The 25,866-nt window shown below is 72.4% G+C and carries 20 protein-coding genes; 8 read left to right on the forward strand and 12 right to left on the reverse strand.

The features are described 5' to 3' along the window. Positions 1-4: 4 nt before the first annotated feature. Entirely contained in the window at positions 5-1,183 is a 1,179-nt protein-coding gene (locus tag KIF24_RS31815; RefSeq protein WP_221087175.1) for a low temperature requirement protein A, read from the forward strand. Positions 1,184-1,219: 36 nt separating this feature from the next. Here KIF24_RS31815 and KIF24_RS31820 read toward each other — a convergent pair whose 3' ends face one another. Then, the gene (locus KIF24_RS31820; RefSeq protein WP_221087176.1) at positions 1,220-1,966 is read right to left on the reverse strand and encodes an SDR family oxidoreductase; all 747 of its coding nucleotides are present in this window, start codon (positions 1,964-1,966) and stop codon (positions 1,220-1,222) included. Between the two features lie 82 nt (positions 1,967-2,048). Here KIF24_RS31820 and KIF24_RS31825 point away from each other — a divergent pair, with 82 nt between their 5' ends. Beyond that, the gene (locus KIF24_RS31825; RefSeq protein ID WP_331461349.1) at positions 2,049-2,657 is read left to right on the forward strand and encodes a TetR/AcrR family transcriptional regulator; all 609 of its coding nucleotides are present in this window, start codon (positions 2,049-2,051) and stop codon (positions 2,655-2,657) included. Positions 2,658-2,764: 107 nt separating this feature from the next. After that, complete coding sequence (locus tag KIF24_RS31830; protein WP_221087177.1) at positions 2,765-2,929, forward strand: hypothetical protein; 165 nt, start codon at positions 2,765-2,767, stop codon at positions 2,927-2,929. Positions 2,930-3,079: 150 nt separating this feature from the next. On the opposite strand, the gene KIF24_RS31835 is transcribed toward KIF24_RS31830, so the two are convergent. Further along, entirely contained in the window at positions 3,080-3,787 is a 708-nt protein-coding gene (locus KIF24_RS31835; RefSeq protein WP_221087178.1) for an alpha/beta fold hydrolase, read from the reverse strand. Positions 3,788-3,895: 108 nt separating this feature from the next. On the opposite strand from KIF24_RS31835, the gene KIF24_RS31840 reads away from it, so the two are divergent. Then, entirely contained in the window at positions 3,896-4,225 is a 330-nt protein-coding gene (locus KIF24_RS31840) for a response regulator (protein ID WP_407939985.1), read from the forward strand. A 217-nt stretch (positions 4,226-4,442) separates the two neighbouring features. Here the strand turns inward: KIF24_RS31840 and KIF24_RS31845 are convergent, their stop codons facing one another. From KIF24_RS31845 to KIF24_RS31860, 4 genes are all read right to left on the reverse strand, one after another. After that, the gene (locus KIF24_RS31845; RefSeq protein WP_230416021.1) at positions 4,443-8,810 is read right to left on the reverse strand and encodes an ExeM/NucH family extracellular endonuclease; all 4,368 of its coding nucleotides are present in this window, start codon (positions 8,808-8,810) and stop codon (positions 4,443-4,445) included. Between the two features lie 119 nt (positions 8,811-8,929). Beyond that, the gene (locus KIF24_RS31850) at positions 8,930-9,622 is read right to left on the reverse strand and encodes a hypothetical protein (protein ID WP_221087179.1); all 693 of its coding nucleotides are present in this window, start codon (positions 9,620-9,622) and stop codon (positions 8,930-8,932) included. After that, positions 9,619-11,097, reverse strand: coding sequence for a type VII secretion protein EccE (gene eccE / locus KIF24_RS31855; protein ID WP_221087180.1), 1,479 nt, complete (start codon positions 11,095-11,097; stop codon positions 9,619-9,621). Before eccE ends, KIF24_RS31850 begins: the two co-directional genes overlap by 4 nt. Before the next feature lie 31 nt (positions 11,098-11,128). Further along, positions 11,129-12,808 carry a right-handed parallel beta-helix repeat-containing protein gene (locus KIF24_RS31860; protein WP_221087181.1) on the reverse strand — a complete coding sequence of 560 codons (1,680 nt, stop codon included), beginning with the start codon at positions 12,806-12,808 and terminating at the stop codon, positions 11,129-11,131. Between the two features lie 246 nt (positions 12,809-13,054). On the opposite strand from KIF24_RS31860, the gene KIF24_RS31865 reads away from it, so the two are divergent. Genes KIF24_RS31865 through KIF24_RS31875 form a run of 3 tightly spaced genes read left to right on the forward strand, consistent with a single transcriptional unit; the run spans position 13,055 to position 15,173 of the window. Continuing rightward, a complete protein-coding gene (locus KIF24_RS31865; RefSeq protein WP_221087182.1) occupies positions 13,055-13,438 on the forward strand; it encodes a YwqJ-related putative deaminase in 384 nt (127 codons plus the stop codon). Beyond that, positions 13,435-13,920, forward strand: coding sequence for an SUKH-3 domain-containing protein (locus KIF24_RS31870; protein WP_221087183.1), 486 nt, complete (start codon positions 13,435-13,437; stop codon positions 13,918-13,920). The genes KIF24_RS31865 and KIF24_RS31870 overlap by 4 nt, the downstream gene beginning before the upstream one ends. Next, positions 13,914-15,173, forward strand: a complete 1,260-nt coding sequence (locus KIF24_RS31875) for an SseB family protein (RefSeq protein WP_221087657.1) — start codon at positions 13,914-13,916, stop codon at positions 15,171-15,173. The genes KIF24_RS31870 and KIF24_RS31875 overlap by 7 nt, the downstream gene beginning before the upstream one ends. Before the next feature lie 50 nt (positions 15,174-15,223). Here KIF24_RS31875 and KIF24_RS31880 read toward each other — a convergent pair whose 3' ends face one another. The 5 genes from KIF24_RS31880 to eccCa all read right to left on the reverse strand — a co-directional run bounded on the left by KIF24_RS31880 (position 15,224) and on the right by eccCa (position 23,582). Then, the gene (locus tag KIF24_RS31880; protein WP_221087184.1) at positions 15,224-15,688 is read right to left on the reverse strand and encodes a hypothetical protein; all 465 of its coding nucleotides are present in this window, start codon (positions 15,686-15,688) and stop codon (positions 15,224-15,226) included. Between the two features lie 22 nt (positions 15,689-15,710). Continuing rightward, positions 15,711-17,000 carry a type VII secretion-associated serine protease mycosin gene (mycP, locus tag KIF24_RS31885; RefSeq protein WP_221087185.1) on the reverse strand — a complete coding sequence of 430 codons (1,290 nt, stop codon included), beginning with the start codon at positions 16,998-17,000 and terminating at the stop codon, positions 15,711-15,713. A gap of 207 nt (positions 17,001-17,207) precedes the next feature. Further along, positions 17,208-18,839 (reverse strand): WXG100-like domain-containing protein, encoded by a 1,632-nt coding sequence (locus tag KIF24_RS31890; protein ID WP_221087186.1) that lies wholly within the window; start codon positions 18,837-18,839, stop codon positions 17,208-17,210. Between the two features lie 31 nt (positions 18,840-18,870). Then, entirely contained in the window at positions 18,871-19,491 is a 621-nt protein-coding gene (locus KIF24_RS31895) for a hypothetical protein (protein ID WP_221087187.1), read from the reverse strand. Positions 19,492-19,619: 128 nt separating this feature from the next. Beyond that, a complete protein-coding gene (gene eccCa / locus KIF24_RS31900) occupies positions 19,620-23,582 on the reverse strand; it encodes a type VII secretion protein EccCa (RefSeq protein ID WP_221087188.1) in 3,963 nt (1,320 codons plus the stop codon). A gap of 141 nt (positions 23,583-23,723) precedes the next feature. On the opposite strand from eccCa, the gene eccD reads away from it, so the two are divergent. Beyond that, complete coding sequence (gene eccD, locus KIF24_RS31905; protein WP_221087189.1) at positions 23,724-25,112, forward strand: type VII secretion integral membrane protein EccD; 1,389 nt, start codon at positions 23,724-23,726, stop codon at positions 25,110-25,112. A 9-nt stretch (positions 25,113-25,121) separates the two neighbouring features. Here eccD and KIF24_RS31910 read toward each other — a convergent pair whose 3' ends face one another. Next, positions 25,122-25,865 (reverse strand): SUKH-3 domain-containing protein, encoded by a 744-nt coding sequence (locus tag KIF24_RS31910; protein WP_221087190.1) that lies wholly within the window; start codon positions 25,863-25,865, stop codon positions 25,122-25,124. Position 25,866: the final 1 nt, after the last annotated feature.

Raw genomic sequence — 25,866 nt, forward strand, 5'->3', positions numbered from 1 at the left:
CAAGATGACCAGCGGGTTGCCGGGGCGACTGTTGCGGCGGCGGGAGGTCTCCCGCCGGGCATCGTTCCTGGAACTCTTCTTCGACCTGGCCTTCATCCTGGCGCTGAACCGGGTGTCCCGGGCGTTGGAGGAAGACCTCACCGCCGTCGGGGCATTCCGGACGGCACTGCTGCTGGCCGCCATCTGGTGGGTTTGGTTCGTGACCGCCTGGTCGACGGACTGGTTCGATCCGGGTACCCCGTTGATCATCGCGCTGCTGCTCTGGGTGATGTTCGGCGGGATGCTGATGGCAGCCGCGGCACCGACCGCGTACGCCGGGCACGCGCTGGTGTTCGCCGGCGCGTATGTCGCGATCCACCTGGGCCGGGCCGCGATGCTGCTGCCCGCCCTGCGCGGGCATCCGCTGCAACTGCGGACGCTGCGGGTGGCGATCTGGTTCGCCGCCTCCGGGGCGCTGTGGCTGGTGGGCGCGTTCGTCGAGCCGGCCCAGGTGATCCTCTGGACGGTGGCGGTGGTCATCGACCTGTCGATGGCGCGGCTGCGCTGGCCGACACCGGCGCTCGGTCGCAGCAACTGGGCGGACCTGCAGGTCATCGGGGAGCACCTGTCCGAGCGCTACCAGCAGATCTACATCATCGCGCTCGGCGAGTTGATCCTGACCGCGGGTATCACCTACAGCGGTCGCGGCTTCGACCCGCACCGCACCCTGGCGTTTGCGCTGGTGTTCGTCAGCGCGGTCAGCATCGGCCGGCTGTACCTGCTGCCGGGTGGGATGCGGCTGGGTGCCGTGATCGAGGCGATCGGGCCGACGGGAAGCCACCTCGCTCTGCTCGCCGGTTACCTGCACCTCGTGATGATCTCCGGTGTCGTGGCCATCTCGGTCGGCTCGCAGCTGATGATCGAGGATCCGTTCTCCCACCACCCGGCAGTGTTCGTGACGCTGGCTGCCGGGCCGGCCCTCTTCCTGGTCGGTTGGATCCTGCTCGCCGCGGCCGTCCATCGCCGGGTCTCCTGGCACCGCGCGTTGGGGCTGGTGGCGATCGTGGCTGGCGCGGTCGCCGGCCGGAACCTGCCGCTGCTCGGCTACTCCGCGATCGCCACCGGAATACTGATCCTGATAGCCCATGGCGACGCACTGGTCTCACGCGCGGCCCGCTCGAGATCACCGTCCCGCGACGGGTAGCCCGCAACTGCACCGCTTCACCGGCACCCGGTCCGGTCAGATCGCGCCGCCGTTGGCGTAGAGCACCTGGCCGTTGACCCAGCGGCCCGGCCCGGCGAGGAAGGCCACCAGTTCGGCGATGTCGTCGGGGGTGCCGAGGCGCTCCAGCGGCGGCTCGGCGGCAATCCGGGCCAGGGTCTGCTCGTCCTTGCCGTCGAGGAAGAGGCCGGTCGCGGTCGGTCCGGGAGCCACCGCGTTCACGGTCACGTCGCGACCGCGCAGCTCGCGGGCGAGGACCAGCGTGATCGCGGAGACCGCACCCTTGCTCGCCGCGTACCCGCTGTAGCCCGGCCGGGCGAAGCGGGTGAGTGAGCTGGAGAAGTTGATGATGGCGCCACCACGGCGGACCCGGCGGGCGGCCTGCTGGTCGACCGCGAACGTGCCACGCACGTTGACCCGCAGCAACTGGTCGAGCTGGTCGAGGTCGAGATCGGCGAGCGGAGCCAGGGCCATCATGCCGGCCGCGTGCACCACCACGTCGACGCCGCCGAACCGGCGTTCCGTGGCGTCGAAGAGGTCGGCCACCTCGGCCTGGTCGGCGACGTCCGCCGGGATCGCGACGGCGTCGCCGCCGGCCGCCCGGGCCGCCGCCACCGCAGCCTCGGCCTCGGTGTGGTTGCCCCGGTAGCTGACGACGATGGCATACCCGTCCGCCGCCAGCCGCTCTACCACCTGACGCCCGATGCCCCGGGAGCCACCGGTGACGACGGCGACCCGGCCGGGGGTGGTGGATGTGCTGTTCATGGTGCCTCCGGGCTCGATATTTGTGTACGCTGCGTCCATATAAACAACATGAAGACAGAGTGTCCGCATAACGGGAGGGTTAGTGACGCAGCTCACCCCAGATGCCGGGCCACCGCTGCGGCGCGGACGGGGCCGCCGTCCCGCCGGCCAGGTCCGCGCGGAGATCCTCACTGCCGCCGGGAACCTCCTCCTGGACGAGGGGATGGCCGGCTTCACCATCGAGAAGGTCGCGGCGCAGGCCGGGGCCAGCCGCATGACGATCTACAAGTGGTGGCCGTCCAAGGGCGCACTCGCCCTTGACGGCTACTTCAGCGTCGTCGCACCGGTGCTGGCCTTTCCCGACACCGGGGACATCGTCGCCGATTTGACCAACCAGCTCGTGTCCTTCGTCCACCTGCTGACCGACACCTCCGCCGGCCGGGTCGTCAGCCAGCTCATCGCGCAGTCCCAGACCGACCCGGACCTGTCCGCCGCCTTTCGCGAGCGCTACTCCGGCCCGCGCCGCGCCATCAGCGTCCAGGCGCTCGAGAAGGCGGTGGCCCGGGGGCAGCTGCGGGCGGACATCGATCCGGAGTCCGTCATCGACCAGCTCTGGGGCGCCTGTTACCACCGCCTGCTCATTCCCGACCAGCCGCTGACCGAGCAGTTCGTGGTGACGTTGGTCGACAACCTGATCCGCGGGCTGCGCTGACCGTGCGGATGGCGGTGCCCGACGCCGGGCCGGTGCCACGCCCCGATGCGGCACCCGCCGCCGCTGGCCGTGGCTGACCGCGCCGGATCGAAGATGGGACGCTGCGGTTGTCCGGACGGCTGGTTCGCCGTTCGTCATGCCCGGTGGAGGCGGATCTCGCCGCCCGGCAGGGCAATCACGAACGGGCGGCGGCGTTGTTCCGCGCGGCGGCGGACCGGGTGCCCGGCGAGGCCGAGCGTCGGGCGCTGCTCGGCCGGGCCCGGCCCAGGTAGCCGGGGCACGCGGTCCGGGTCGGCGGTGACGCCGACCTCTACGCCGACGTGCTGCTCCGTGGGCTCCGCGCCCAGCTGCCCGGGGCGGGTGCAGGCCGCCGCCCTTCGGTGGCGTCGAGGTAGTCGTGGAGGGCCCCGACCCTGACCTGATCAGGCGGCCGAGTCCGTGAGGAAGGACTCGACGGCGGTGCGGAAGGCGTCGGGCGCGTTCGGATGGATGTGGTGGCCGGTCGGGAGGGTCACCAGCCGGCCGGCGGGGATGCGGGCGGTCATCTCGGCCATCGCCTCCTGCGGCAGGTGGCTGGTCGGCCCACCGGCCAGAACCAGGGTCGGGACCGGGATCGCCGCCAGCGCCTCCCACCGGGCCGGATCGGGCGCGTTCAGCTCGGCCAGCACGAAGGGCCGGATCTCCCGGTCGTAGTACGGTGCCGAGTCCGGCAGGCCGGTGGGAATGGTGAAGCCGAGCGGCACCGGCGGCGGGCACTCCTCCAGGACCAGGGCGGCCACCCGCTGCGGTGCCAACTGGGTGGCCAGCAACGTGGCAACCCCGCCCAACGAGTGCCCGACCAGGACGACCCGGTCCAGCTGCCACCGGTCCAGCAGCGCCAGCAGGTCGTCGCGCAGGACGGTAAGCGAATAGGGCCCGACCCGGTCGCTGCGGCCCATGCCACGCAGGTCCGGCAGGTAGACGGTGCGGCGCTGGGCGAATGTCGGGGCCAGCGCGTCCCAGGTGGTGCCGTCGCCCCCGCCGCCGTGCAGCAACACCATCGGCGGTTCACCCACCGCGCCCGGCACGCCCTCGACGGTGCGGTACGCGAGCCATCCCCGACCCATCTCCATCCACCGGTACGACCGCATGTCCGAAGCGTACGGCGCTGGGCTCCACGACGACGCCCCGCGACGCGCCAGCAGGTCACGGAGTTCGCCGGCAACGGTGGGGGAAAAACCGCGTGGTTTCATGAGCCCATGGCCAACCCGGGGATTCTCTCCCTCGACGACGATCCGGCGGCCTCCCGCGCGGTCGCCCGGGACATCCGGCGGCGCTACGGCGACCGTTACCGGGTGGTCCGGGCAGCTTCCGGGCCGGAGGCGCTGCGCGAGGTCAAGCTCCGTGGCGAACAGGTGGCGCTGCTGCTGGCCGACTACCGGATGCCGGAAATGACCGGCATCGAGTTCCTGGAGGCCGCGATGGACCTGTTCCCCGCGGCCCGCCGGGTGCTGCTGACCGCGTACGCCGACACGGGCGAGGCGATCGACGCGATCAACCTGCGGAACTCGCCGGGCTGGTGGGCCTGACCGTCACCCCGGCGCCGGACTTCTACGACCTGGTGGTCGTCGGCGGTGGGCCGGCCGGGCTGGGTGCCGCCGTGTACGGGGCGTCGGAGGGGCTACGTACCGTCCTGGTGGAACGGCTGGCCACCGGCGGGCAGGCCGGGCAGAGCAGCCGGACCGACCGGGTGGCCGGTCCGCGGTCGGAGCACTCCGACCGCGGACCGGCGGTTCCGCTAACCGGTCACAGGCGTGCGCACTGGCCCGACGCCGGGCCCCGCACGGTGTTGGCCCGATCCTCGTTCACCGGCGCCGGGGTGTTACCCGAGCAGGCCAGCGGCCCGTTGATGGTGTTCGCGGCGACCACCACCGGCCGGCTGCCGGCGTTGCCGGTCACGCTGACCGGGCCACTGACGGTGAGCGTGTCGACCCGCACCCCACCGAGGTTGGCGACGAGCGACACCGGACCGTTGACCTTGCTCTTGCTGATCTTCAGGTCGCCGGTGGCGCCGGCCACCGTGACCGGACCCGACACCGTGGCGTCCGACAGCTCGAACAGCACCGGACGGGTGGCGGAGACCGGACCCCGGATGGTGCCACCGGTGACCCGCAGCGAGGCGCCCGCGCCGATCGATACCGGACCGGAGATGGTGGCGTTCTCCACGCAGGTCAGGCCGGTGGTGACGATCAGCGGCCTGTTGTGTCGGCCGGTGATCGTCGTGGTGCACTGCGGCCCGCCCTGGCCGACGGTCGACCGCGGCTCGGTGTCCGCCGTGACCGGCGAGTTCGCCGAGAAGTAGCTCACCAGCATGGTGAGGTCGTTGTCCCCGGTGGTCACCGGATCGGTGCCCTCGGCGAGGGTGGTGAAGTTGTCGCCACCCGCGGCGAGGAACGAGTTCACCGTCACCCGGTAGCTGCCCGCCGGTTCGATCGGCGTGCCGTCCAACTGCATCGAGGTGATCCGCGAGCCCTGGGCGGCCTGTGGGTCGTACGTGTAGCTGAAGCCGTCCGACACGCCCAACCACAGCACCGGACGGGACGCGCCCGCCGGCTGCCACTGCTCCTCCAGCACCTGCTTGATCTGGGCGCCGGTGTAGGTCCTGGTGATCATGTCGTTCGCGAACGGCTGGACGGCGAACGCCTCGGCGTAGGTCACCGTGCCGTCGGTCCCGTACAGCAGGTCGGCCCGTAGCCCGCCCGGGTTCATGAACGCGATCTGCGCCCCGCCCCGGCCGGCGTCACTGGTGCCGGCAAGCTGCACGTCGGCGATGAAGTTACCCAGCACCGACTCCTTGCCCCGGTCCTCGTTGCCGTCGGTGTAGGCCCGCCGGATGTCCGCGGTGATCTCACCCAGCTGCTGCTGGCCCAGCTCCGCGGCCCTCTCCTTGGCCATGGCCACGATCTCGGCGACCGCCGGGTCCTGTGGCGCGCCGACCACGTCGACCAGCGACGCATCGGCGGAGGTGACAGCCCCCGCCTCCGGGTCGAAGGTCAGCGTGACCTTGCCCAGGCGCTTGCCGTAGTCCTCGGCCTGGACGATCGGACGCAGCTTGTCCGTGCCCGGAACCGGGACCTCGAAGGCGTACGGCTGGTGGGTGTGCCCGCTGAAGATCACGTCGACGGTGGCGTCGGCCCGGGTGAACTTGCCGAAGACCGGGTCGTTCGCCAACGCCTCGGGGGAGTCGATGTGCTCCGTCGCGGCACCCTCGTGCGCGAGCAGCACCACCACGTCGGCCTCGCCGTTGTCCGGATTGCCGTCCTTGAGCTGACCGGCGACGAGGTTGGCCTCGACCACCGGGTCGCGGAAGGTCAGGCCCGCGATGCCGTCCGGGCTGACCAGTGATCCGGTCTGCTCGGTGACCACGCCGATGAAACCGACCCGGACCCCGCCGATGGTGTCGACCGAGTACGCCGGCAGCGCCCGGGTGTCACCCCGGTACACGTTGGCACCCAGGTACGGGAAGTCGGCCCGGTCGGCCACCCGGCCGGTCAGGTCCGCCATGCCCTTGTCGAACTCGTGGTTGCCCACCGCCGACACGAGCAGGCCGGCCTCGTTCAACGCGTCGATCGTCGGGTTGTCGTCGTCGATCGCCGAGATGAAGGTGGACGCGCCGATGTTGTCACCGGCGGACACGAACGCGGTGTTCGGATTTTCCGCCCGCAGCTGACCCACCAGGCCGGCGACCTGGGCGGCACCGCCGACCGGCTGACCGTCCACCGTGGCCGGTGACTCCAGTCGGCCGTGGAAGTCGTTGATGCTCAGCAGTTGCAGGTCCACCGGATTCGGCCCGGTGCTGATCCCCACCACCAGCGGGTTGTGGTCGCTGGCCCGGTACGGGTCCGCCGCGAAGAACTCGGGCAGGCCGTTGTACTGGAAGGCGTACGACTCGACCGCGTTGATCTGCCACACGTCGACCCCGGTCACCCGGGCCGCCAGCGACGGCGAGGCGACCGCGTGGTCGAGCGAGCCGGACTCACCATTGAAGACGTAGCTCGTCCGGCCGGTGTCGTTGAGGTTGAGGTACTGCTCGTCGTAGAGGGCCTGCATCGGGTCCTCGTGGGTGTACGCGTTGAAGTCACCCAGCAGCAGCACGTCGGAGGTGCCGCTGTCGGCCTTCACCTGGTCGACGAACGCGGCCAGCGCCCGGGCCTGCCGGACCCGGTCGCCGTTCCAGCTACCCTGCCCGTCCCCGGCGTCGGCGTTGTCGCCGGTGCCGGCGCCGCTCTTGGACTTGAAGTGGTTGGCGACCACGACGAAGTCGACCGGGCCGGCGGTGAACGCCTGCGCGATCGGCTCGCGGGCGTTGAACCAGACCGTCTCGTCATTGACCGAGCGCGACGGACCCTTCGGCTGGGCCTTCGCCGGCTTGAAGATGATCGCCGTGGTGATGACGTCCTGCTCTGCCGCGCCGGGCAGCTCGGCCGGAGTGCGGACGTAGTCCCAGGTGCCTGCGCCGTCGGCGGTGTTCAGGGCGGCGACAAGTCGCTTGAGTGCCTGCTGCGGGTCCTCGGCGTTGAACCGCACCGAGTTCTCGATCTCCTCAAGCGCGACCACGTCGGCGTCCAGCGCGGTGATCGCCGAGACGATCTTCGCCTCCTGCTTGGCCAGCGCGGCCTCGTCGGCGGCGCCGCGTGCGTCCCCACCGAAGTGCACGAAGTAGTTCAGCACGTTGAAGCTGGCCACCCGCAGATCGCCGCCGACGTCGACCGGCGCGGCGGTACGCGGGTTGGTGACCTTGAAGGTGGTCCGGGCGGCCGGCGGGGTGTCCGCGTCGACCGGGAGGGTCGGCTGCAGACGCCACTCGTTGAAGCCGTACGAGAGCACCGATGATCCGAACGCCTCCACCGAGTCGCCGACCCGCAGCGGGTTCGCCGGGGAGACGTACGGCGGCAGCAGCCCGGCCGTGGCCAGGTTGGTGGTCCTGCCGTCATCGATCAGGAGCCGGCGCAGCCTGTTCTCGGCGGCCAGTTGCTGGGCGACCGTGGAGCCGGGCCGGGCCACGTCGGTCGGGGTCCGGGCCGGCTGGTCACCCGCGGCGAGCACCACCTCGCCGTACCGGTTGGTGTTGTAGACCTCGGAGACGGCGTACTGGCCGACGGGCGCCACCAGCATCGACTCCACCGACTCGCGGGCCGCCTCGTCCAGCGGCAGCTCGACCGGGACCGGCGCGGGCAGCGGCACGTCCTGCGCACAGACCTGGACGTCGCCCCTGGCGGCAATGGTGACCTGGGTGAGCCCGTTGTACTCGCTCGCGGTGCCGCTGACCCGGATCCGGTCGCCGATCGCGACGGACGGGTGGTTGGCGGTGTTGGTGGTCAGGTAGACGAAGATGCCGTCCGAGGCGGTACCGCCCGCGACGGCGCGGTCCCCGCCGCTGCCCGCCGTCTGCACGTACACCCCGTTGTAGCCACCGGTGCGGTGGTCGGCGGTGACGATGCCCTCGACGGTCACCCGGGTGCCCGCCACCGGTGTGGCGTTGCCGGTGCCCTGGACCTCGGCGATGGTGTGGTCCACAGTGACCGTGCAGCCGGTCGGGTCGGGATCGGGATCGGGATCGGGGGTGCCGTTGCGGACACCGAAGCTGTGCGGCGCCGCGGTCTGCCAGTTGCCGTCGACCCGTTGCAAAGAGTGGCCAACCGGAGTCGAGGCGGTTTCCTGCGCGCCCAGGGCGGCGCCGGTCCGGCCGTTCGCCGGCCCGCCGACCGCGGTGAAGGTCCCCTCGTAGCTGAGGAACTCCGCGACGTCGCCGCCGGGCGCGACGAGCGCGATGCCGTCGGGCGCACCGTTCTGGATGCCGTTCGTCGGGTACGACTCGACGACCACGCCCGCCGCCGGAACCACGCCGCTCAGCGTCCTGGTGCTGTAGGCCGTGCCGTTGGCGCCGTTGTAGAGGACGATCTGCCAGCCGGTCAGGTCGTACCCGGCCGGCGCCTCGACCTCGACCGCCTCACCCGTGTCCGTGCCGGCGTTGTCGTAGTGGATCTCACTGATGAACGGCGTCGTCGACGCCGGCTCGGCGACGGCGGCGGTGCCGCTGGACAGGGTCAGCGCGGCGGCGGTGACCAGTACGCCCGGGATCGTGACTAGTCGTGTGCTTCTTGTTCGCAACATGTAAGCGGCCTCCGAGGGAGTAGACCGCTGGAGGATAAGCGGCAGCGGTGTCCAGGCGGGAGCCACCGGGTGTACCTAAACCGGCATTCGTCGCGACGAGCGGATGTCCGGCCGGCGGTTCAGCTGCCCCGGGCCACCGGGCCGATCAGGTGCCGCTCGGTGCCGGTCATGCTGAGCATCACCCACTGCACCTTGCCCTTGGTGATCAGACCGACCATCTCCGGGTGCAGCTGGGTGAACCAGTTCTGCACGCTGACCAGCCCGAGGGCGGTCGCGGCCGTGGCCGCCTCGGCGGCGGTGAGCCGCTGGAGCAGCACGATGTCGCTGCGTACCAGCACCTCGACGTCCCAGCCGGCCAGATCGTCGCGGACGACCAGGGTGGCCCGCCAGGGTGCGCTGAGACTGGTGTCCGCGCCGGCCACCGGGCCGGTGTCGATCACCACGAGCTGAGGTTCGGTCGGGGTGGCCGGGACCGGGGGAGCGACCCCGGGCGGCAGGAAGGAGGCGATCTCCCGGCCGATGACGCAGCGCCGCAGGTAGGCGTCCCACTCCTGTTCCCGGGCGGTCTGGATGAACAGCCGGGTGCCCAGCGCCAGGGACCGGAAGGCGAGCAGTTCGGCCGCGCGTACCCCGCCGGTCAGCATCAGCCGGGTCGGCTCGGCCCGGAACATCCGCAGCCCCACCGGCTCCTGCTGCCGGTTGCGGCCGACCACCAGGCCGCCACCCCCGGCGACCAGGTTCAGCCCGGCGACGGTGGCCCCGTCGGCGACGTGCAAGCCCATCCGGCTGGCGGGAAAACCGACGCTGTTCACCGCAGGAAGCCTCCGAACGGCAGGGTGGCGGCCACACCGTGGGCGTGCTCGCCGTCGAGTCGTTGCAGGCGACCGCCGTGACCGCGGATCGCCTCGTCGAGCGCCCGATCGGCGGCGGCGAGTGCGGCGGCGTCGGCTCCGATGAGCCGGAACGCCACCTCCACCACGGCGTCGTCGACACCGGGCCGATCGTTCTCCCGCGCGACCGCGATGGACACCACGCCGGCCGCGGCGGGCAACCCGCGCAGCAGTGGGTCCACCTCCCACGGCTGACCGGGCCAGGCGCGCAGGCGGTAGCAGCTCTGTGGGGTGCCCTGGGCCGACCAGCTCCGCCAGTTCTCCCGGGCCAGCGGCCGATCCGCACCCATCACCGGGCCCAAGGTGAGGTGGGCCAGGTGTGCGACGGCCGCGAGCACCTCGTCCCGGTTGAGCAGGCGGGCGGACGCCCGATCCTGGCGTAGTTGACGGCGGGTCCGGCGGATCGCCGCGGTGAGCGCCGGACGCAGGTCGCGGTCGGCGTGGAAGTCCGTCGTACGCGGAGCCTGGAGCACCACCCACGCCTGCCGGCTCGCGGGCACCACCCCGTTGGTCAGTTCGCGGTATGCCCGGTCCACGGCCGCCGAGCGGGCGCGCGGCGCCGGGGTGACCTGGACCAGCACCTGCACCGTCACGGCCGGCGTCTTCGCGTCGGCGGCGGGCAGCAGCGACACCGCCGACGGCAGGGCCTGCGGCGCGCCCATCAACAGGGCGCCCTCGGTCGGGTCGACCTCCAGCACCGCGCTGAGCCCGCTCCGGTGGGTCAGCAGCACGGCCGGCTGGTCGTCGATCTCGACCTGATCCAGCTCGACGCTGCTCTCCAGATGGGTCAGCAGTTGCCAGGCGGCATCGGGCCCCGTTGCGGCAAGCTGGCGGCGTCGCCCCCGGTAGGCCCACCAGACGGCCAGCCACTGGTGGAGCCACCGCCCCCGGTGTCGCAGCGCCGTCGGTGCGAGCAGCAGCACCACGCCGACGGCCACGGCGACCGTCAGCGGCGCGCCGTGCGGGGTGGCCGCCAGGACCGCTGCCGCGCCGGCCTGCCAGGCCACGAGTTGGGCGACGTGGATGCCGGCGATCCGGAGCTGCCGCCGGTGCGGGCGTACGGCCGGGTTCGCCGCGGCGGCCTCCGCCGCGGGCTGGGCCTGAGCCGCGGGTTGCGCCTGCGGCGCGGGCCGGACCTGCGCGGCACGGGCGACGGGCACCGGTGCTGCGCTCGGTGCCGCGGCGGCGACCTGGCTGGTGTACGCGGTGCCGACGGTGGCCCGTCCCGGTCCGCGCTGGGCAGCCCAGCTGTGCCCCGGCCCGGTCCCGCCCAGCGTCGGAGCCGGCACGCCGGCCTGCTGCGGTGGCTGCACCGTCCGTTGCTGCGGCGCGGGTGCCGTCCCCTGGTGCTGCTGCCAAGCCGGCTCGCCCGGCTGGGCCGCACCCGGATGCGTCACCGTACGTCCCTCTCTGACCGGCGCGGCATCGTCAACGTCCGATCGCCGCACGCACGTCGGCGACGGTCACCGTACGCAGCTCGTCGAGGCTGGGGCGCTGGCCGGACTGCCGTAGCCGCTGTGCCTGCGCCTTGCGGACACCCTCGAACAGCTTGCGGGCCTCGCGGGCGTTGCCGAAGTTCTGGTCCCGCTCGACGGTGCCGAAATGCTCCCGGAGCACCTCGGAGACGCCGTCGGCGAGCAGATACTCGTCACCGCCGGCCATCCGCTCCACGATGACGACAAGTTGCTCGGGCGAGTAGTTGCCGAACTCGACGGTCTTGGCGAATCGGGAGGCCAGACCGGGATTGGCGTCGAGGAACTGCACCATCTCGCCGGTGTAGCCGGCGGCGATCACCGCGACCTCGTCACGGTGGTCCTCCATCAGCTTGACAAGCGTGTCGATGGCTTCCTGGCCGAAGTCCCCCCCGCTGCCGGAGGCGCGCGACAGGGTGTACGCCTCGTCGACGAAGAGGACGCCACCGCGCGCCTGCTCGAACGCTGCCGCGGTCTTCTCGGCGGTGTGGCCGATGTACTGGCCGACCAGGTCACGCCGGGACACCTCGCGAAACGCGCCGCCGGGCAGCGCGCCCAACGCCGCCAGCAGGTCACCGTAGACGCGCGCCACGGTGGTCTTACCGGTGCCGGGGGCGCCCGCGAAGATCAGGTGGTGGCTGACCGTGCCGACCGGCAGGCCGGCAGTGCGCCGCCACTCGTTGACCTGGATCTCGTCGATGAGGGCCCGGACCTCGTCCTTCACCGACTCCAGGCCGACCATCGCGTCCAGCTCGGCAAGCAGCTTCTCCACCCGGGCGGTGTCCTGAACGGTGGCGGCGCGGGCGGCGTCGGCCCCGAAGGCGGCCTTCCGGTTGGCGGTGCCCGCCACGACGGTCGGGTTGGCGCCCTCGGCGACCTCGATCGCCGGCTGGGCGGTGTTCTCGGTGGTGCACTCCTCGACCGTGCCGTGGCAGCCACGGGCGAAGGAGACCGCGGGGCCACCGGTGTCGCGGATCCGGCAGCGGCGGAGCACCGGTGCGCTCTGGTGCACCACCGCCACCCCGGCGTGGGTGGTCTGGGAGATGTCGCAGGCTTCGATGATGGGCCGGCCGTACTGATAGACGTAGATGCCACGGTTGCCGCAGCGGGCCACCGTGCTCGTCCGGATCGTCGGTGCGGCACCGATCCGCACGATGATGCCGTCCTCGCTGAGATCGGTGAACTCGCACCCCTCGACGCTGCCCTCGGAATCCTCCACCACCAGGCCGTAGCGCCCACCAGCCACCCGGCAGCGAGTCAGCACGAACTCCGAGCGGCCGGTCACCTGGATCGCCGCGCCGAAGCCGGCGGTCAGCCCGCACCCGGTCATCGTGAGCTTCGCCCGGTCGGCCACCACGACCGGCGCGTCACCCGCCTTGAGGGCGAGGTCGCGCAGCTCCAGCCGCCCCGAGTTGCAGGAAACCGTCGGATACGTTCCGGCGGAGGCGTCGATGGTGACCGTGCCCGTGCCCTGCGCGGCGACCACGGTGACGTCGCGGTCGTTGACGAACAGCGCCTCGTGGTAGGTGCCGGGGCTGACCGACACGACGGTGCCGTCGCCGGCCACCGCCAGCGCGTCCCCGATGGACGGGAAGGCGCCGGGCTGGTCCGGGGAGACGAGAAGGGTGCGCGTCATGGCTCCGGCTCTGAACGGCAAAGAGGGCTGGACCCCGACGATATCCCAGCCCGACCACCCCACGTGAGCCCCAAAATGCGCCCCACCCCAAACTCGCCGATCATGCAGTTGTGGTAGGCGCCATCACCGCATTCGCGGCCTTTGTGGGGTGCCACAACTTCATGATCGGCGCAATGGGGACGGGGCCCGGTTCGCGGGGCGGATTGGTTAGGCTCGTCGGGGGAGCTTCGGCATTTGGGAGGACGGATGGCGCAGCTGCGGGTGCTGCCGCTGGCGGCCGGTGCGATGCTGGCCGAGGGCACCGTCCACACGCACACCTCGGTACGCGGCGACGTGGCACCGGACCTGCACCCGGTGATCCGGCGCTTCCTGCACGGGCTGCCCACCGCCCAACGCGAACGCTTCACCGGCTGGTGTGCCGAGCCGGTGCTGATCTCCGACCGGTTGTACGCCGCCGAAGCCGATGGCCCGCCGCTCGATCCCGCCCGCGCCCGCGCGTTGCTGTGGGGCGCAAAGATCCGGGTGACCGGAGTGCGCGAGGAGGGCGATCCGCGCCACGGCGCGGTCCAGGCACCCTGCCGCTCCTGCGCGGCCCTGCTCGACTGGTTCGGCATGGAGGCGCTGACGTGAGCGAACGCTTTCCACGCCCGGTGGCCGACGCCCTCGCCGCCGCCGGCTGGTCGCCCGGACGGCGCGACGAAGGCCGGGGCCGCGAGTGGGCGCTGCGGATCGCCGCCCACGCCGCGCCGGACGGCAGCCAGCACACCGTGACGGCCGCGGCGATCGAGGCGTACGCCGAGTTCGGTGGGTTGCGGATCCGCCCGCAGGACGAGGGCGAGCAGATCGCGCCGAGCGACGTCCACCTCGATCCGTTCCTGGTGCGACATTCCGTGGCGACGCTCGCCGAGCTGGCCGAGGCGACCGGAGCGCCACTCAGCCCGCTGGGCGAGGAGGGGAGCGGACGCGGCATCCTCGCCGTCGACGAGCAGGGCCGGGTGTTCGTGCTGGACCACACCGGGGACTGGTTCCTCGGCGGGAGTCTCGACGAGGCGCTCAGCACGCTGGTCCTCGGTCGCCATCCCCGGCGGGTACGCGCGGACGGCACCTGGTGACCGGCTGGCAGCCGAGCACGGCCACGGAACGCGCTCTGCTGACCGCCGTCGACGCCGACGACCGGGAGGGCTTCCTCACCGAACTCGCCAGCGGTCCACTGCTGGTGCCGGTGTCGGCCGGTGCGGCGGCGGGACGGGAACCGGCGGCCTGGCCGACGGGCAACCACGACGGGGTGACGCACGTGGTCGCGTACACCTCACCCGCGGCGATCGCCGCCGGCCTGCCCGGACAGTCGGTCAGCTACCGGGTGTCGGGGCTGGCCGACCTGGCCGTCGACTGGCCCGACGACGACTGGGTGCTGGCGATCGACGCCGGGCTGCCGATCGGCGTCCGGCTCACCGCCGACGAACTGCGCACGCTCGCCGCGCCGACCGTGGAGGCCGAGCGGCCACTGCGCGAGGCCATCCTGCGGCAGGACCCGGACGTCCTGATGTCCGTGCTGCTACGGGCCGAACTGGTGCTGCCGCTGAGGCCGGGCGGTCCGGCGACACGGGACCTGTCCGACCCGGAGTTCCCGTGGTGGACCCTCCCCGACGAGCAGGGCCGGGTCAGCCTGCCCGTGTTCACCTCGGAGGCGCGGCTGCGGCAGTCGCTCGGCGAACGGGATCTGGTGCTGGTCAGCAGCCTGCAGTTGACCGATCGCTGGCCGGACCTCTCCTGGCAGTTGCTGCTCAACCCGGAGACGCCGCTGGCCGCGGCGCTGCCCGGCGAGGCGCTGTTGACGTTGCGCGACTGGCTGGGCGAGCTGCGCGAGGTGGTCACCGAGGCGGCCGAGCAGGAGCAGCGCCGCCGCGAGACGGCCGCCTACGCCGACCCGTCGACGGTGGGCGTACCGGCGCAACGGCCGGCAACGGAACCCGCCGACGACGACGGACCCGACCCCGGCGTGCCGCTGCTGCTGCAACTGGTCATCCCGCACCGCTACCTGCCGTCCTACCTGGACGACGGCTACGACCGGGCGGCCGGGCTGGTGCACTCCTGGCACGGCCCGGGGCGGGACACCCCGATCCGGCTCTACCGGCGACTGGGACTGCTCGGTGCGGGCTCACCCTTCGAGGAGTCCGACGAGTGGGTGGCGGTGCTGCGCTGGCCGCCCGGCGAGGCCACGCCCGAACAGTGGGGCCAGGGTCGACCCCGGATGGAGTCGCTGGTCGTACCGGACGGCACCGAGCTGCGCTGCCTGCACCAGGACGGCCGCGACGAGTTGCTGGCCCGCTTCGACGCGACCGCCCGCCACTGGTCCCCGGCCTGACCGGCGGCACCGGCCTTGCGGACCGCGCCGCGCGGCGGCGGCCGGGCGGGTCAGCGGCGGCGGCCGGCGAACCAGGCGCGGGCCGGTGGGCTCTTGATCAGAGCGAGCGACATACCGGCGAGCCCACCCACGACCAGTGGCGTCACCATGGTCGGGTGGTAGCCCAGCTTGCCCTGCGCCAGCAGCGTGACGATGACGACGACGAAGAGTCCGAAGGTGAAACCCGCCGGCACGGCCAGTCCTGCCGCGCTGTCACCGGTCCAGGCCATGAGGATCCCGAGCGATGCGAGCAGGGCCACAAGCAGGGCGATCGCGAGCGCCCCCGCGCCGATGCCGACCACCAGGATCTTGCCGAGCCCGTCGCCCTCGGTGTGCAGCATCGCCCGGAAGAAGGCGATCCCGGCGATCAACCAGATGACGATCGCGGGCAGCATCAGCAGGATGGCGAGGGTTACGACGACCGGTCGCCGCCGCGGCGCCGGTGAGGATACGGCAGTCGGTGCCGTGGGCTGCATGGATCTCCTTCGACCGCGTTGGTCACTCCGCCGGGCGGCGCCAGGCCGCGTCGTCGGTCGGAGCGGGAGCGGCCGGCCCGTCAGGCGCGATCCGAGCTGGCTGTCCCGCGGCACCGGCGTTGGTGAACGCGGGCTCCGCCGCGGTGCTTGCCAGCCGGCGCCGACGTGCGCGACGGCGGAGCTTGACCACGGCCACCACCCCGCCGACGAGGATGGCGAGGATCGCGGCCCACACCAGCACCACGATCACGATTTCCTCGATATCAGGGCCGTCGCGCCCCGCGGCGCGGGCGGCGGCGAGCGGGTCGTCCAGGTCGGGCTCGCCGGTGGCCGCGGTGCGACTGCCGCGACCGTCGGGCTCGCCGGTCAGCGCCTCGCGCAGGTCGAGTACGCCCCAGCCGTAGTAGTCGTCGTGGCCGGGATCGCCGGCGTCTCTGCTCGTTTCGAGCAGGCGCTGGAACATCTGGTACGCGCTCAGGTCGGGGTACTCGGCCTTGATCAGGGCCATCGCACCGGAGACGATGGCGCTGCTCGTGCTGCTGCCGGTCGCGGTCCGGTACCGGCCGCCGGGGGCGGCTATCACGATGTCCTGGCCGGGCGCGGCGATGCTGACCGGTAGGTCCGGAGTCCCCGGCACGGACGCCTTCTCGCTGATGACGCCCTTGCGATCGATGCCGTTGACGGCGATGCTGCCGGGATGCGAGGCCGGGCTGCCGACCAGGATCTGATCCTCGTTGCCGGCGGAGGCGACCACGATCACGTCGTTCTGGTAGGCGCGCTCGACCGCCCGGTTCAACTCCTCGTTGAAGCTGCTGGACAGCGACACGTTGATCACGTCGGCGCCGGCGTCGATCGCCCAGTTGATGCCGGCGGCGAGCGCCGTCGGCGCGGTCACGGCGCTGCGTTCGCTCTTGATGGTCACCGGCAGGATCTTGGCCTTCGGCGCGATGCCGAGCACCCCGTCGCGGCCTGCGGGGCCGTGCCCGTGACCGGCGATCAGCGAGGCCATTCCGGTGCCGTGTCCCTGCCGGTCGACGCGGCCCTCGGTGTCGTCGTCGTAGAGGTCCATGCCGGGCAGGACATTTCCCCGCAGGTCGGGATGCGTCGCGTCGACCCCGGTGTCCACCACCGCCACGATGACGCCGTCACCCTGGGTGATCTTATGGAGTTCGGTCAGCTCCAGGGCCTTCACGTGCCACGAGTCGTCGCGGACGGCATCCGCCAGGGCGGGTGCGGCGGGCAGGGTGAGGGCGGCCAGCACGCTCGCGGTGACGAGCGCGGCAGCGGTAGCCGATCGGGTGAGGACACGCATGCCCGTCAACCTTCCTCTGTGGGTTGTCGCGTCGGACGGCCGGGGATGAACGGTAACCGCATGGTACGGACCGGACACCCAAGGTGGGGTGACCGGCCCGCTCCTGGTCAGGCTTGGCCGAGCGTTCTGCCCTGCTCGCCGGGCCGGTGTTCCGCGGGTGCCTCGACCACACCGGCGGCGGACGACTCGGTGACCCACAATTCGTCGTCACCGTCGCCGTACTCCCAGGTCTCCTGCTCCCCGTCGCGCGGGGCGCCCTTGCGCGGGACCGGCGTGGCCGGTCCGCCGCGTCGGCCGCCCAGCGACGGGGCCGGCCCGGTGGTGGGCGCCGGGCGGCCGGCGCCGGCTCCGGCACGCCCGCTCAGATCGGGTCGCGCACCGGCGGCCCTGGGCTTGGCGGCCGGCGGCTGGCCGGACCGGCCGGTCACCGGGGAACCCGCCCGGGGCGGGCCGCCCGGCGCGGCACCGCGCTGGCCGCCGAGGCTCGGCGGTGGCGCGGCCGGACGACGTCCCGGTGCGGCACCGGGGCGGGGTCCGGCGGTGGAGCCCGGCAGTCGCGGGCTCGACGGTGGCGGGTGGCCGGGGTGCCCGGCCGGGTTCCGGTGCCCGGCCGGCCCCGGCCGCCGCCAGGCGTCCCGGTGCCGGTGTTGCCGGGCAGGGTCGGGCGGTTCGGCGCGGAGCCGCGGCGGCCGCCGCCCGGCGCTCCGGACCCGCTGCCCGGGCCGCCGGCGCCGGGGAGCGTGGGACGGTTCGGCGCCGGGCCGCGCGGACCGCCGGAGCCCGGCAGGGTCGTCCGTGGCGCGTTCGGCCGCGCTCCCGGGTTCGGTGCGCTCCGGCCAGGGTGACCGGCCGTGGCCCGGGCCTGGTCACCGGCGGCACGGCCGGACCGGGCGTCGCCGGGGCGTTCGGTGCCGTGCTGACGGGCGGGGCGGTCGGCGGTGGGGCGACCGGCGCGGCAGCGCCGCCAGCGAGACCGACGCCCTCCGGGAGGTTGGCTGGCGGCGGGGCCGTCGGTCCGGGCGGTGTGGCGTCCAGGTCAGGTCGGGTTGGCAAATCCGCGCGGGGCGGCATGCTCGGCCGGTTCGGCCCGGCGACGGCCCCGGGTGCGCCCGGTGGGGGTGCTCCCGGAACGCCGGGGCCCGGCACGTTCCCGGGGGTGTTGATGACCGCGTCCGTCGGGCCCTTGAACTTGCCGCCGCGGGAGATGTTGGAGATGTACACGTCGATGTAGAGGTCGGCCAGCGGCTTGGCGATGTTCTTGGCGCGCTGGTGGAACTCGCTCTGCACGTCCTCGTACGACCTGCCGTCGTTCCCGTTGATGCCGGGCATCCAGTCGACGAGGTCGGGCGCCTGGAAGCCCTCGTCGTCCGACCGGCGCTCCCCCTGCCGGGTCTGTTCGGCCTGGTACTCCTGCCAGAGCGTCTTCATCTCCCGCTGGGCGGTCTCGATCTTGCTGGCGACCTGGTCCAGCCCGGTGGCGTTGTTGGTGGCCACGTCCTTCCACTCGTCGAGCGAGTGCAGCGTCGCGCCCACGCGGGACATGAAGACGCGTGCCGCGGGCGACTGCCACCGGGCGTCCAGCGAGTCGGCGTGCCGTTTGAGGTTGTCCCGGGTGGCCTGTAGCAGGCTGGCCGCCCGCCGCCACATGTCGGCGAGCGCCGTGGTCCGTTCGTCGCTCTCCTTGCGGACGTACTCCCACATCTGCTCGATGTTGACCGAGTCCCACGCCGTCGGCTCGTACGGCGTGGCCTGGGCGGCCCGCTCAGCCGCGTAGTCGTCCGACACGCCCGAGTACATCTGGTAGCTGTTCGGCTGCCAGCCGTAGTAGTCGCCGGTCATCCCCGCTCCTCAGTCCCGCCCGTGCCGCCCGTCAGCGAAGATCCGACTGGTCGAGCCGTAGCCCATCGCCGTGCATGTGCTCACCGTCGCCGTGGATCAGATAGGCCCCGGAGCCCTCGCCCACGACCTCGGCGCCGGCCCACTCGGGAGCCTCCTCGCTCTGGTCGCCGGTCGGGCACGAGTCCATGCCGTAGTAGGGGTTCATCGGCTCGGGGTTCAGCGCCGCCTCGGGCACCGCGTCCGTCGGGCTCTCCCCACTCTGCTCCCACTGCCCGCTCAGGGTGTCCTGGCCGTCGACGGCGAAGAACGCGTTGTACACGTCCTCGTTGGTGGCCTGGGCCAGCGCGTCTCCGGTGAGGTACTCGGCCGAGATGGACGTGGCGGCCACGCTCAACGTGGCGAGGCCCTTCATCACGTCGCCCATCAGGTGGGACACCGCCATGCGGCTCTCGTCGTGTCGGCCCCGGAAGAACGCGGCCTCCTTCAGCCCGCCGCCGCCGAACGGTGTCTGCACGGTCAGCATGGGCCGCAGGCCGTTGTCGAAGCTGGGCCGGAAGTTGGTCTCCAGCTCCTTCTGGATGGCCAGCGCGAAGTCCTTCAGCTGCTGGATGTCGACGTCGACCTGTTCGTCGACGAGCCACTCGTCACCCATGTCCGTCCCCCGATCGCTCACACGATGCCGGCGCGGCTGGTTCCTTCCTCGACGGGTCGGCGTCCGTGGCCGCGCAGCGTGAGTCCACTCTGGCCGACGGTAGCCGCATCGGGCAACCCCGAACCGCCTCACGAGCGCTGCGGAAGGTGCACCAACTGCACCAGCCGGGTGCCACCACGCCGGGACACCAGCCAGCCCCGGCCCGGTGGCAGCGGCCCGGGCCGGACGGTGCCGAGCAGCACCCCCTCGTCCCGGTTGCCGGACATCACGATGCCCGGCGTGCTGATCTCACGCAGCCGCATGAGCACCGGCTCGTACAGCGCCCGGCTCGCACCGCCGGTCCGCCGGGCGATGACCAGGTGCAGGCCGATGTCCCGGGCCTGGGGGAGGAATTCCAGCAACGGGGTCAGCGGGTTGCTGCCGGCGCCGGCCACCAGGTCGTAATCGTCGACCAGTACGTAGAGGTCCGGGCCCTTCCACCAGTCACGCGCCCGCAGCCGCTCGGCACTGATGTCGGGCGGCGGTAGCCGGTCCCGCATCACCGTGGCCACCTCGGTCACGATGCTCTCGGTGACCTGCGCCGTCGAGCCGTACCCGATCAGGTGCGGCGTGTCGATGTCGCCGAGCAGGCTACGCCGGTAGTCCACCAGGACCAGCCGCGCCTCGGTCAGCTCATGGCCGTCGACGATGGCCTGGGCCAGCGCCCGCAGGAAGGTGCTCTTGCCCGACTCACCGTCGCCGAACAGGATGAAGTGCGGGTCGGCGGCGAAGTCCAGGTGCACCGGCTGGAGGTCCACCTCGGCAATGCCGATCGGCACGCCGGGGCGTCCGGTGCTCGGCAGACTGCCGTACGGCACCACCGGCGGCAGCAGCCGGATCGGCGGGGCCCCGGGGCCCTGCCAGGCGGCGGCCAGATCGGTGACCAGCTTGCGCGCCCCCTCGGACAGGCTCTCCGCCTCCTGCGCGCCGTCCGCCCGTGGCAGCGCCGCCAGGAACTGCTGACCGGCCGGCGTGATGCCGCGACCCGGCGACTTCTCCGGCACGTTCATCGCGGCCCGGCGGTCCAGGTTGGAATCGCCGGCGTCGGCCAGCCGCAGTTCCAACCGGGTGCCGAAGACGTCCCGGACGGCCGGGCGCAGGTCCATCCAGCGGCCGGCGGTGACGATCAGGTGGATGCCGAAGGAGAGTCCCCGGTTGGCGATGTCGTTGACGGTGGGTTCGAGGTCTTCGAACTCGCTCCGCAGCGTCGCCCAGCCGTCGATGACCAGGAAGATGTCGCCGAACGGATCGTCATTGTGCTGGCCGTGCCGCCGAGCCCGCCGGTACTCGGTCATCGAGTCGACGCCGCGCTCGGCGAACCGCCGTTCCCGTTCGCCCATCAGCAGTTGCAGCTCGGCGACCGTACGCCGGACCAGGCCGGCGTCGAGGCGGGTCGCCACCGAGCCGACGTGCGGCAGGTCGCGCAGCGAGGAGAGCGCGCTGCTGCCCAGGTCGAGGCAGTACACCTGGGCCTCCCTGGGGGTGTGGGTCAGCGCCAGCGACGTGACGACCGTCCGCAGTACGGTGCTCTTGCCGCTCTGCGGGCCGCCGACGATGACCGCGTGGCCGGCCGAGCCGGCCAGGTCGAACCAGAGCACGTCCCGGCGTTGCTCGAAGGGCTTGTCGACGATGCCGACCGCCACCTGCAACTCGCCCAGCAGCCCGGCGTGCGCCACGGTCACCCCCCGGCTGGGATCCGCGGTCATCGGGGGCAGCAACTGGTCGAGCGTGGGCGGCTCGGCCAGCGGCGGCAGCCACACCTGGTGCGCCGGCTTGCCCCGACCCGCGAGCCGGCCGACGAGAATGTCCAGCACACTCTCGCCGATCCCGTCGACGGGCTCGGGCGCCTCCTCCTGCTTCGGTGCGCGGGTCACCGGCGGCGCGACGTAGGTGGTGCTGTACTCGCGTACCCGGTCCTCGCCGTCGCCGGCCGCGACCGCGGCGGCGGTCCTGCTGCGGTAGGTGCCGGAGACGTAGGCGGCCTTGAACCGCACCAGCGGCTCGGTGCCGAAGCGCAGGTAGCCGTGCCCCGGTGAGCGGGGCAGCTCGTACGCGTCGGTGGCACCGAGCACCACCCGGGACTCCATCGCGGAGAACGTCCGCAGGCCGATCCGGTACGACAGGTGGGTGTCGAGTCCCCGCAGTCGCCCCTCCTCCAGGCGCTGGCTCGCCAGCAGCAGATGCACGCCGAGCGACCGGCCGACCCGACCGATCTGGACGAACATGTCGATGAAGTCGGGCTTCGCGGTGAGCAGCTCGGAGAATTCGTCACAGATGATGAGCAGGCTCGGCAGCGGAGTCAGCGGGGCACCGGCCGCCCGGGCCTTCTCGTAGTCGCGCTGCGAGGCGTAGTTGCCCGCCGCGCGCAGCAACTCCTGCCGGCGCACCAGCTCGCCGTTTATGGAGTCGGTCATCCGGTCCACCAGGGGCAACTCGTCGGCCAGGTTTGTGATCACCGCGCTGGTGTGCGGCAGGCCGTCCAACCGGGTGAACGTGGCACCACCCTTGAAGTCGACCAGGACGAAGTTGAGGCTCTCCGACGAGTGCGAGGCCGCCAGCGCGAGCACCAGCGTGCGCAACAGCTCCGACTTGCCGGAACCGGTCGCGCCGATGAGCAGCCCGTGCGGGCCCATGCCGTCCTGCGCCGACTCCTTCAGATCCAGTTCCACCGGCCCGCCGTCGGTGCCCACCCCGATCGGCACCCGCAGCCGGTCGCGATTGGGGCGCGGTTGCCACGCCCGGTCGACGTCGAACTCGTACGGATCGCCGAGGTCGAGCAACTCGGCGAGGCCCAGCTCGGTGGTGAGCGGGGTGTCGCCGCTGCCCCGGGAGGCGGCCGACAGGCGCAGCGGGGCCAACTGCATGGCCATCGCCTCGATCTCCGCCACCTGGCACCCGTCGGCCCGACCGATCTCCGCCGGTCCGTCCACAGTGGTACTGCGCAGCCGGCGGTCCGTCGTGACGTCCAGCACCAGCCGCGCCCGGTCGAGTACGCGGGGCGCCGGGGTGGACAGGTCGAGCAGGGTGACACCCTCCACTCCGCCGTCGGTCATCAGATGGTCCGAACCGGCGGTGTCGCCACCGTCGATGACCACCAGCACGTGCGGCCCGCCGACGTGCGGTGCCCCACCTGAGGCGTTGAACCGGGGCCGGCTGGCCAGCACGTCGTCGAGCATTGCTTCCAGGCCGGTCACCGAGGGCGCCACCAGGCGCAGCTGACCGAGCGCGTCGGTGCGCGACGGGTGCAGGGCGTGCGGCAGCCACTTCGTCCACTCCCACTCGGCCCGCCGGTCCGGCGCCACGCAGATCGCGACGAGCATGTCGTCCGGCGCGTGGAACGCCGTGGCCTGGGCGAGAACCGCGCGGATCATCCCCCGGGCGGCGTCGGCGTCGCCGCGCAGGTGCACCCGGGCGAATCCGTTCAATGCCATGGTCACCGGCAGGTCCGGCACCTCGCCGTAGGTGGTCAGGAACCGGCGCAGCGCCAGCGCGCACATCGGCTCCAGCTTTTCCAGCGACGTGGCCGGCGGCGGCACCAGCGGCGTGGCCAGCTCCTGCGGCCCCAGCCCGATCCGCACGGTGGCGAAGTCCACGTCACCGCGTCGGCGCTCCCACAGCCGTGGGCCCAGCGGCAGCGACCAGAGACTGTCCGGATCGGGGTGCCGGTAGAAAGCGGCCTCGCGCTGCTTGCGGACCGTCTTGAGCACCCGGCGGCGCTGGCGGGACAGGTGGGACATGTACTCGCGGCGTTTCTGGAGCATCTCCTGCTTGCCCGGGCCGCCGGAGTTGTTGGTCAGCTGGGAGCCGAGCATGCCGATGGCAGAGAGCCCGAACAGCCCACCGGTGACGTAGCCGAGGGTCGAGCCGCCCCGGCCGGCGAACATCAGTGCCATCGCGAAGGATCCGGCGAGCATCGGCAGCATCATCATCATCTGCCCCCAGGCCTTGCCGCTGGGTGCGGGCACCTCGGGCGGTGCCTCCAGCAGGACCTCGCCGGAGGGATACTCCGGTTCCGGCTGCCGGGCGGGTCGTTTGACGACCACCGTGCTCACGTGACAGACCTCCGTCGCCTTTCGCGGGTCTGGTGCGCGCCGCGGTGAACCGCCCCCGCGTCACCGGCACATGGTAGGTAGCCTTTGCCCGTCAGGACAGTGGCGGGCCGCCGGCCCGCTCCTCGTACCGAGGGGTCGTCAGTGGTCACCCAGGCCGGAACCGGACTCGCGCGTATCGCCGTCGTCGCACCCAGCCGCCGGCTGGATCTCGCCCTGCCCGAGCATCTGCCGCTCGTCGGGCTGCTCCCCGCTGTGCTTCGTCAGGCCGACGAGGAACCGTCGGACGGCACCAGCCACGGCGGCTGGATGCTGCGGCGCGGCGACGGCAGTGCCATCGACCTGGCCCGTACGCTCGCCGCCCAGAACGTCCGCGACGGCGAGACGCTGCACCTGGTGCCGCGGCGCACCGAGTGGCCGGAGCTGACGTACGACGACCTGATGGAGGCCGTCGCCGACGGCGCCCGGCGGCGCGGCGTGACCTGGACTCCCTTCGCGACCCGGCTGACCGGCCTGATCGTGGCCGGGGTGCTGTTGCTGCTCGGCCTCGTCGTGATCGTCACCTCCAGCGAGCCCGGCTGGCTCGGTGGGGTGGTCGCCCTTGGCGCGGCCGGGATGCTGCTGATCTGCGGGATCGTGCTGTCCCGGGCGATGGCCGACTCCCTTGCCGGCGCCGTCGTCGCCGCCGCCGGCCTGCCCTACGCCTTCGTCGGCGGCGTGCTGGTGATCGGCACGGGCGAGTCCGTGTGGGCACTGGGCGCCCCGCACGTGCTGCTCGGGTCCGCCGTACTGCTGCTCTCCGGGCTGTTCGGTCTGCTCGGCGTGGGCGATGCGACGCGGGTCTTCGTAGCCGCCGTCTTCGTCGGGTGCTGGGGCATGGTGGGCGGGCTGCTCGCCCTCGGCACCATGGACGCCGCACAGGGCACCGCGATCGTGGTCGGCGCGGTGACTCTCCTGCTGCCGGCCATGCCGCTGCTCTCCGTCCGGCTCGGGAAGATGCCGATGCCGGCGTTGCCGCGTACCGCCGAGGACCTGCTGCGCGACGAGCCGCAGCCGAAGCGGGAGGTGGTCTACCAGGCCACCGCCCGTGCCGACGAGGTGTTCACCGGCATGATCTTCGGCTCGTTCGTCGTGGCCATCGGCTGCCTGGTCGTGCTCAGTGCGACCGGCACGCTCTCCGCGCTGCTGCTCGCCGGGATCATCTCGCTGGGCTACCTGCTGCGGGCCCGACTGGTGTCGACGGTCCGGCACCGGGTGCCGATGCTCGCCGTCGGTCTGGTTGGTCTCGGCCTGCTGCCGCTGGTCGGTGCAGCCGATGCGTCGACCGCGACCCGGGTGCTGGCCGTGCTGCCGGTGGCACTGGTCTCGGCCGCGATCTCGGCCGCCGCCGGGCTCGCCTACAGCCGGCGCGCCCCGTCGCCCCGGCTCGCCCGGCTCGGCGACATGCTCGACATCCTGCTCCAACTCGCCGTGGTGCCGGTGGCGTGCAGTGTCCTGGGGCTGTACGCGTTCATGCGCGCCATCAACGGCTGACCGGCCGCGTCACCAGTCGCGGTCGCCGGCTTCGGCCAGCGCGTCGCCACGGATCAGCTTGACGATGGCGGAGTCGATGTCGGCGCCGACGAAGAAGTCTTCGGCCCAGTGCAGCAAGAAGACCCGCCCCTGGGCGTCGGCGACGAGTTCGGACGGGCCGTCCTCGTTGTTGCCGATCGGGTAGACCGGGTTGTCGTACTCCTCGGCGAAGGCCCGGGCCGCCTCGGTCACCACCCCGCCCTCCGTCGGGTGGAGGTAGCTGGAGAAACCACCGCCCAGCCTGCCGTCCCGGCCGAACTGCGGCAACTGCAGGCCGCCGAACTCGACCAGTGCGGCCCGGGCGGCGGGCGGGCACTCCAGGCCGGCCAACTCGTCGGCGAAGCGGACCATCCAGTGTTCGACCGACGCGGTCCGGTCGCGGCCCGGGAACCATCCGGCCTCGTCCAGCACGTACCGCACGTCCGGCGGGAAGCGCCCCTCGGCGGCCTGGCGCTGCGCATACCGCTCGGCGATCAGCTGCCAGGGCAGCGAAGGCCACTGGGACACCTCACCCGAATCCCGGTCGATGACTGCCCGCGGGTATCCCGTCGCCGGCGGCGGAACTGGCGGTCCGTTGCCAGCTGGTGCGGCCGGTTCGGCCAGGCAGGCGACGTAGCCGAGGTCGAACTCGAACAGCGTCACGTCGAGCACGGGTGGCCGGCGCTCGCCGGCCCACCCGCGGGCGATGGCCAGGGCCTCGTCGCGACTGATCATC

The sequence above is a fragment of the Micromonospora tarapacensis genome (assembly GCF_019697375.1).
Taxonomy (GTDB): Bacteria; Actinomycetota; Actinomycetes; order Mycobacteriales; family Micromonosporaceae; genus Micromonospora; species Micromonospora tarapacensis.